At 60.9% G+C, this 8,458-nt stretch carries 7 protein-coding genes and 1 pseudogene; 3 read left to right on the top strand and 5 right to left on the bottom strand.

From position 1 onward, the window contains the following. The 5 genes from C5P05_RS33965 to C5P05_RS01290 all read right to left on the bottom strand — a co-directional run. Positions 1-1,270, bottom strand: a 1,270-nt coding sequence (locus tag C5P05_RS33965; RefSeq protein ID WP_198674584.1) for a PAS domain S-box protein, incomplete at its 3' end; no start/stop codon positions are given. Further along, on the bottom strand, positions 1,260-4,337 hold the full coding sequence (locus C5P05_RS01305) for a chemotaxis protein CheB (RefSeq protein WP_114968097.1): 3,078 nt from the start codon (positions 4,335-4,337) through the stop codon (positions 1,260-1,262). The genes C5P05_RS01305 and C5P05_RS33965, both read right to left, overlap by 11 nt. Continuing rightward, positions 4,334-5,965, bottom strand: coding sequence for a methyl-accepting chemotaxis protein (locus C5P05_RS34895; RefSeq protein WP_114968096.1), 1,632 nt, complete (start codon positions 5,963-5,965; stop codon positions 4,334-4,336). The genes C5P05_RS01305 and C5P05_RS34895 overlap by 4 nt, the downstream gene beginning before the upstream one ends. Before the next feature lie 166 nt (positions 5,966-6,131). Further along, a complete protein-coding gene (locus C5P05_RS01295) occupies positions 6,132-6,416 on the bottom strand; it encodes a hypothetical protein (protein WP_114968095.1) in 285 nt (94 codons plus the stop codon). A gap of 163 nt (positions 6,417-6,579) precedes the next feature. Then, entirely contained in the window at positions 6,580-7,434 is an 855-nt protein-coding gene (locus C5P05_RS01290) for an enoyl-CoA hydratase-related protein (RefSeq protein ID WP_114968098.1), read from the bottom strand. A 100-nt stretch (positions 7,435-7,534) separates the two neighbouring features. On the opposite strand from C5P05_RS01290, the gene C5P05_RS01285 reads away from it, so the two are divergent. The 3 genes and pseudogenes from C5P05_RS01285 to C5P05_RS01275 form a co-directional block, all read left to right on the top strand. Then, the gene (locus C5P05_RS01285; protein WP_114968094.1) at positions 7,535-7,807 is read left to right on the top strand and encodes a hypothetical protein; all 273 of its coding nucleotides are present in this window, start codon (positions 7,535-7,537) and stop codon (positions 7,805-7,807) included. 3 nt (positions 7,808-7,810) lie between these two features. Next, positions 7,811-8,125, top strand: coding sequence for a CcdB family protein (locus tag C5P05_RS01280; protein WP_114968093.1), 315 nt, complete (start codon positions 7,811-7,813; stop codon positions 8,123-8,125). A gap of 95 nt (positions 8,126-8,220) precedes the next feature. Then, positions 8,221-8,458 (top strand): annotated as a pseudogene (locus tag C5P05_RS01275) (IS30 family transposase); the annotation flags it as partial.

Genomic DNA, 8,458 nt, shown 5'->3' with positions numbered 1-8,458 from the left:
AATCGAGCAGCACTTCGGGCAGCGATATGGGCTCCAGCGACAGCGACAGTTTGCCGGACTCGATCAGGGCCAGATCCAGGATCTCGTTAATCAACTCCAGCAGATACCAGCCGGCCTGCAGAATCTGTTCGATGCTGCCCCTCTGGTTGGGCGTCGGTGGGGGCGAACCTGACTCCATCAACTGGGCGAAGCCGAGGATGGCATTGAGCGGTGAGCGCAACTCATGGCTCATGCTGGAGAGGAAATCCGACTTGGCGAGGTTGGCTTTGTCCGCCACGTGCCGGGCACTCTCCAGCTCGACGTTCTTCTCCTGCAGCACCTGGTCCAGGCGTTTGCGTTCCGTGATGTCGCGCATGGCAAGCTGGATAGCCGGTTCACCATCGTAGGAAATCACAATGCTCTGGGCTTGCACGTCGATGCTCGTTCCATCCAGCTTTAGAAACCGCTTTTCGATCGGGGGCGTGCCGTCGCCATTGCGGGTCAGGCTCTGCGTCCGTGCCAGAGCGGATTGACGAAAGTCGGGGTGAATCAAATCGAGAATGGGTTTACCGATCAGCTCGTGTGCCGATGTCGCGCCAAACATGCTGACGGCCGCCGGATTGACGTAGATCAGTTTCCCGTCGCGATGAACGGCGATCGGTTCGGGTGTCCATTCAATCAGGGTGCGGAAATGTCCCTCGCTCTCCTGCATCGCCGCTGCCATCAGCTTGCGATCGGTGATGTCGCTCAGCACCAAACGGTGTTTGGGCGCGCCATCGGCATCCTGCGCATCGGTGGCTACCAGATGCGCCCAGAATTGCGTGCCGTCATGCTTCAGCATGCGCAAATCGCACGACTGCGGTTCACCCGACGCCAGCAGCGCCTTGAGGTGAAGGTAGTAGATGTCCTGGTCAACTTTGACGATGAACTGACTGATGGGCCGCTTGCCCAGTGCACTACGGGCCAGGCCCAGCAGGGTGGCGGCGGTGAGGTTGGCTTCCAGAATCAGCCCGGTATCGCTCAAGGTGCAATAACCCACCGGCGCCAGGTCATACAAGTCGAAATAGCGAGCCCGCGAGGCATCCAGCTCCAGCTGTGCCCGGCGCAATTCCTCGTTCTGCATCTCCAGCTCGATCTGGTGCACGCGCAACTCGTGCACCATCTTGCGCGCCTCTTCTGCCGACAGCGTTGCCAGCTCGTCTGGCGACGCTGCCGCATTGGCGTCGGCAATGGCTTCCGCCTGCTGGCGCATGTGAGTGTCGTGGGCGGGGCGTTTATCGTCACTGTCCATGGTGCGGCTCCATCGGTCGATCCATGGTACTTGATTCTTTCATCCGCTCGGTTGTCGCAATCGCATACATCTGGCCCGATTCATTCACCAAGGCGGTGGACGTTAACCAGACCTCCACGAGCGCGCCGTCCTTGGTAATGCGCTGGGTTCGGTACGGTTCCAGAATCTCCGCCTGGCCCAGCTGATGGACCCTGGCCAGGGCTTGTTCGCGCAAGGCTGGCGGGATTCGGTCGCGCACGTTCATCCCCAGTGCCTCGGCTTCAGTCCAGCCATACATGCGTACCGCGCCCGGGTTCCAGGCCAGGGTGCGGCCCTCCAGGTCCTGCACGGTGATGGCGTCAAACGCATCGCGCACCACCACCGCCAGTCGAAGCAATTCATTGGCCTTGAGCAGCGCCTCGCGCGCGCGCACCATCTCGGTAATTTCCACAAAGGTGATCACTGCGCCTTCGATGACATTGTCCAGCGTGCGGTAGGGCAGGATGCGCATCGTGTACCACTTGCCCTCGGTGGTCTGCACGTCCACCTCTTTGGGAACCAGGGTGTCCAGCACGGCTTGCGCGTCCGCCACCAGGCGCCCATAGCCGACCAGGTTGGGAACAATGTGGCCCACCGGTCGTCCCACGTCGCTCAGGATCAGGTTGATGATCGCGCTGGCCGCGGGTGTAAAGCGCAGGATGCGCAGCGCGTGGTCGACAAAGATGGTGCCAATGCCGGTGCCGGCCAGCAGGTTGTTCATGTCATTGCTGGCCCGCGACAAGTCGATCACCTTGGTCTGCAATTCGGCGTTGACCGTGGCCAGCTCCTCATTGACCGACTGCATTTCCTCCTTGGAAGTCTCCAACTCCTCGTTGGTGGACTGCAGCTCTTCGTTGACTGACTGCATTTCCTCGTTGGAGGATTTCAGCTCTTCATTGGATGTTTCCAGTTCTTCGTTGGAGGCCTGCAGGTATTCCTCTTTGGCCTGCAGTTCCTCCTGCAGTGCGGCAATTCGCGCCTCGGTTTCTGTGCCAGGAGCGTCCGCATCTGCACCGGCCTGCCGCGCCGGTTGGGAGTCCACGGGCGCCGCAATTTTCGGGTTCAAGACAGGCGCTTCTTCCAGGATGACCAGGTACATCGGCGCTTCCGGCACCGCGGTCGTGCCGGCTGTCACCACCAGGACGGTCAGGTTAACCTGGGTGAAGTGGCCATTGGTCTTGACGCGCAGGTTGTGGGCACGCACGGCCTCTTTGGTTGTCACGGCTTTGTGCAAAGTGGTGTTCAGTTCGCGCCGCAGCCCTTCGCGGGCCATCTTCAGGATGTTGCTGATGCCGGCTTCGCCCTCAGGCATTTCCAGGTACATGCCGGTGCGCCCGTGCAGGTAGAGGATGTCGCCCTGTGCATTGACGAGCGCGCCCGATGGGGCGAGGTGCTGCAACAGCGCCTGTTCGGTCAGTTCGCGCAGTGACAGCTTCGCCGGACCGACCGGGCGTGCGACCGCCAGCGGCAACGCCGCATCCCGGCCCACCCGGGGCGAGAGAAAGCGGCTGGGGGTTGTTCGTTGCACGGCATGAATATCCGCCTTGCGCCGATACAGTTTCGATTTACGATCCAGCACGGCAAACAGATCGTCAAACTCGCCCACCGTCTCGGAGGTTCCAAGGAACAGCATGCCCCCTGGATTCAAGGCATAGTGGAACAGGGGCATCAGCTTTTTCTGCAAAGCCCCGCCCATATAGATCAACAGATTGCGGCAACTGATGAGGTCGAGTTTGGAGAAGGGCGGATCCTTGATCAGATCCTGTTCGGAAAAAACCAGCACATCGCGGATGCTCTTATGGATGCGGTAGGCACTCCCGTCGGGCTCGGCCGTGAAAAATCGCGCCAGTCGCTCGGGTGAAATATCGGCGGCGATGCTGGCCGGGTAAAGGCCGCCGCGCGCCGTGGCAATCGCCCGGCTGTCCAGGTCGGTGGCGAAGACCTGAAGCTTGTAATTTGTTTTGAGCGCCTCCATACGTTCTTGCAGAAGGATGGCGATGGAATAAGCCTCCTCGCCGGTAGAGCACCCCGTCGACCAGACGCGGACCAGGGCGCCCGCGGGCTTGCCTTCAAAGAGCTTGGGTATGACCAAGTTCTCAAGTGCCTGGAAAGCTTCTGGATCACGGAAGAAATTGGTCACACCGATCAGCAGGTCGCGAAACAGTGCGTCTACTTCGGTCGCCGTCTGCTGCAGGTATTTGACGTAGCCCTCGATCGACTCGATCTGGTGGACGGCCATGCGTCGCTCAATCCGGCGCAGGATGGTGCTCGGTTTATACAGGGAGAAATCGTGGCCGGTCTGGGCACGTAGCAGGATGAATATCTTCTTCAGGGCGCTTTCCGTGCGCGGTGCGGGGGTGCTGACGGGCCGGGCGGGCTTGCCAAAGGCATGGGACACATAGGCAATTAGTTGGGCCGCCATCTCGGTTGGCGCCAGCTCAAAGTCCACCAGTCCGGTGGCGATGGCGCTGCGCGGCATGCCGTCGAACTCGGTGGAGGCGGGGTTTTGCGCCATGACCATGCCGCCCCCGCCCTTGATTGCCCGCACGCCCAGCGTGCCATCGCTGCCGGTGCCGGAGAGCACGATGCCGATGGCGCGTTCTAGCTGGTCCTGGGCCAGGGAGCGGAAAAAGAAGTCAATTGGCAGGCGATGGCCGCGCGGCGCGGACGGCTCCAGCAATTGCAGCGTGCCGTTCAGAAACGCCATGTCGCGGTTGGGCGGAATGATGTAGGCGCAGTTGATTTGCACCACCATGCCGTCTTCGACCTCGAACACCTGCATGCGGGTATAGCGCTGGATGAGGTCACTGAGGATGCTCTTGTGATCCGGTGCCAGGTGTTGCACCAGTACAAAGGCCATGCCGGGATCGGTGGCGATGGGCATGCCGGCAAAGAACGCTTCGAACGCGGCCAAGCCGCCGGCCGAGGCACCAATGCCGACAATGGGGAACGCGGCAGGGGCAGCGTCAGCCGCCTCTGCCGCCTTGGTGGTGCTGGCATCGCCCGGCGCCGACGCCGCTTTCGCGTCGTCGTCTTGTCTGTTCGTCATGCTGGCAAGGTTCGCGGCGACGGGTTGTGGTGTAACGCCGCTGGTCGATTCGCGCCCTGACCGGAGAGTTTGAAGGTACCGACGACCTGGGCCAGTCGTTCGGCCTGTTCGCGCAGACTCTCTGCGGCGGCTGCGGATTGCTCGACCAGGGCCGCGTTTTGCTGTGTCATCTGGTCCAGTTGCACGACCGAGGTGTTGACTTCGTCGATGCCATTGCTTTGCTCCGCCGCAGCGGCGGTGATCTCGCCAATGATGTCGGAGACCCGTTGCACCGAGCTCACGATGTCGGTCATGGTCTGGCCCGCATCGGTGACAAGCCGGGAGCCGGTTTCGATGCGCTCCACGCTGGCTCCGATAAGGCTCTTGATTTCCTTGGCCGCCTCGGCGGAGCGGCCCGCCAGGCTGCGCACCTCGCTGGCCACCACGGCGAAACCACGGCCCTGCTCGCCAGCGCGGGCCGCTTCCACTGCGGCATTCAAGGCCAGGATATTGGTCTGAAAGGCAATGCCGTCGATGACGCTGATGATGTCGATGATCTTCTTCGAGCTGGTATTGATATCGTTCATGGTGCTGATCACCTGCGACACGACGTTGCCGCCGCGTGCCGCCACCTCGCCCGCCGATGAAGCCAGCTGGTTGGCCTGCCGGGAGGCATCGGCGGTCTGCCTGACCGTGCTCGTCAACTGATCCATGCTGGAGGCGGCGCGCTGCAAATTGCTGGCAGTCTGTTCGGTCCGCACACTCAGGTCCTGGTTGCCCGAGGCAATCTCGGCGCTGGCGGTCGAGAGGCTGTCGGTCGATTGGCGCACCTGCCCGACCAGCTTGGACAGCGACTGCTGCATGTCGGCAAGCGAGCGCAAGAGCCGGGCTGCTTCGTCGTGTCCGCTCGTGTCAATCTGATGGTCTGACAAATCGCCCTGCGCAATGGCTTTGGCGACCTGCTCTGCTTGATCGATCGGCCGGCAGATGGAGCGCATGTTCAAAATAGTGAGCGGAACGATGATCGCCAACAGCAGTACTGTCACACCGGCGATGAGCCACATGACCTGCCGGACCGTGGCCTGCAGGTTTTCCTTGTTGTTCTGGATCGATGCCTGAAGGTCTTTGGCCAATGTCTTCACGCCCTCGTTGGCTTTCTGGAACAGGGGGGTAATCCTGCCGATGGTGGCCGCCGCTACTTGCGCAGAGGGAAACCCCATGGACTCAAGTTGAGTGGCCATGGGGCCGAATTGGGACCGGAATTCCTGCGTGTCGGCCAAGATCTGCTTGAGTTGCGCACGCTGGGTATCCAGGGGCAAGAGTGGGGCGAGCGCCTTGGCTGCAGCGTCGATTTGCTGCGAGGACTGGGTCCACGCCTCTTTGAAGGTGCCGGCTTCCACGCTGTTTTCGTACTGGATGACCATGTCCTTCTCGTTCAGGCGCAAACTGGCCATGGCCTGCTGCAAGCGACTGAGTTCAGCCAGCGAGGCCATGTCCTGCCCCACCAGTTTGACCGTGATGCTGTTGGCGTAGAGCTGCGCCACGACACCGATGGCGCCAATGGCGCCCAGGGCCAGCACGACGACGCCAATGGCGCCCAACATGCGAAAACGGATGGTGAAACGGCGCATCAAGGTGTCAAGTGGCATGAAAGTTCCCAAAAAGAATGATTTAGCGCGAAATATGGTCGATGGCAAACTTTACGCCAGATAAAGTGCTGCCCGGCGGCCCGTGCGGTTTAAATATCCGAAATACCACAATGCCTGCCACTGCCTGTGGCGGGCATTTACGAGACCGGTGGAGGGAACAGGGGATTCAGAAGTTGAGCCAGTCACATCGAACCGTGTGTGACCGGTGGGCGCGCGCTCGCACCATGGCATAAAAATCAGGTGCCAGCATGGCAATCAGGCACAGGGGGTAGGCCCACGGGGCATCCAGTGCAAAGGCGGGCAACCAGCCCACGCGTCCCATGACCCACAGAATGAGCATCGCGTCCCACAGCTGATACTCCAGCGGGTGGTCTGACCGGTGCGCCACATGCCACTTCTTGATACGCTGAAGCTGGGTCAGTTTGAGATGGGGGGGCATGTGGTAAATCATGGGAACCTCCGCGATGAAGGTTTCAATGTAAGTTGCCCGTAAGTTTTTGTCAACATTCACACGGCTGGCTTGCCGTGGCGGACCGTCCGCCTTGGGGACTCAATAATGGAACTGGCTGATGTTGCTACTAATTTAGTAGCTTCTTACGTATGTGTCACGGGGGCTAGAGTCCTATTTCTGTAAAACTCTTGAGCGCAGTCAGGGCCGGATAATCGCCACGGCGCTTTTCTTTCAAGGCGTTCACCGCTTCGCGCACATGGGCGTTACTCCAGATGGCGCCTTGCACCCAACCCATTTGTTGCAGGCTGTCGTTCACCGAATGGTCGCGCGCGTAGTGAATGACTTGCTTGGTGCCCCAGATGGCCACAGGGGGCTTGGCGGCAATTTCCCTGGCGCACTGCAGTGCCGCGCTGAGCATGGCGTCTTGCGTGTCAAACACTTCGTTCACAAGCCCGTAGGTCAAGGCTTTCTGGGCGGGCAGGCGGCGGCCGGTGTAGGCCAGCTCTTTCACCACGCCCAGTGGAATAAGCTTGGGCAGGCGTTGCAGCGTGCCAACGTCAGCCACCATGCCAATGTTGATTTCCTGAATGCAAAAGAAGGCATCCGCTGTGGCATAGCGAATGCAGCAGGCGGTCACCATGTCCACTGCGCCACCAATGCAGCCGCCCTGGATGGCGGCAATTACTGGAATGCGCAGGGTCTCCAGTTTGGTGAAAGTGGCCTGCATGCCGGTCAGCAGGTCAGAAATGGCGGCCCGGCCTTCGGGGCTCTGGTCGTCCAGGGCGCCTGCGCCGGCAAAGGTCTCCAGCGCCATGCCGGCGCTGAAATGTTTGCCGGTGCTACTGATCAGCAGCACACGGGCGGAGCCGTCCTTGTGCAGTTGGGTCAGTACCTCATCGAGCTCGCGCCAGAAGGTCGGATGCATGGTGTTCATCGCCTCGGGCTGGCTGAGCACGAGGTGGGCGATGTGGTTTTCAGTGGTGAGGGAAAAACAGGTCAGGGCGGTAGAGGTGTTCATGCCCGGACTGTAGTGCAAACTCGCCCGCTTTTTGAGTCGCCAGCTTGACGCCTCCATCATCATGCGGCATGATGGCATGAAGGCATAACGGGAGATTGCCATGCTCAAGGAAGTCGGCGCCAGCGGCCAGATATCGCTGGGGAAAAAATATGCGGGCCAGTTGTTTGAAGTCGATATTCAGCCTGACGGCAGCATCATCATGCGGCCCATGAAGGTGGTGCCGGCGGGCCGGCAAGCCGCAGGCGAGTGGGCGCAGGCCAACACGGCGCAGATCGACCAGTACAACGCCTGGGCCACCCAGCGCGAGCCGTATTCCCAGCGTGTGCGTCGCTGGCGCGAGCAAGGTGACCAGGGTGAGGCCAACCCGCGTTGACCCATGGCCCGTTTTGACATCTACCCCAACCCCATCGCGCAAGACCGTGCAGACTTTCCCTTCGTGCTGGAAATTCAGAGCGACCTGCTGTTCCGATTCGCGGAGCGCGTGTGCGTTCCGCTGGTACGCGCAGGCGCCATTCCCGGCCTGACCGAGCGTTTCAACCCGACCGTCGTGGTTGACGGTCAAGCCCTGCAATTGCATCCCCTGGGCATCGCCGTATTTTTTGTCAGTGAACTGCGCCATTGCGCAGGTTCGGCCAATCCGAACGCGCTGCAAATCGAGACCGCTTTGGACATGTTGCTTCGCGGCTTTTGAGCCGTTCCACCCACCAAGCAACAACCATGACAGCTCAGGAATTCATCGCCAAATGGGGCCCCGGCGGTCCCGCTTATGACCTCAACGAACGCCAGGGCGCGCTGGTGGAGCGCCATACCCGGCTGCTGATACTGGTCAAGCTACCTCACCCCAACCCAGCAACGGCGGCTCACGTCCTGCAGGCCTTCACGGACAAACTCAACGCAGTAGCGCAACCCATGCGAAAGACCTTGACCTATGACCGGGGCAAGGAGATGGCCCATCACCAGCAGCTCAGCGCCAATACCGGGATTGCGGTGTATTTCTGTGATCCGCACAGCCCATGGCAGCGGG

This window comes from Rhodoferax ferrireducens, assembly GCF_003347515.1.
In the GTDB taxonomy this organism is placed as follows: domain Bacteria; phylum Pseudomonadota; class Gammaproteobacteria; order Burkholderiales; family Burkholderiaceae_C; genus Rhodoferax.
This window is presented reverse-complemented; position numbering and strand designations above follow the sequence as displayed.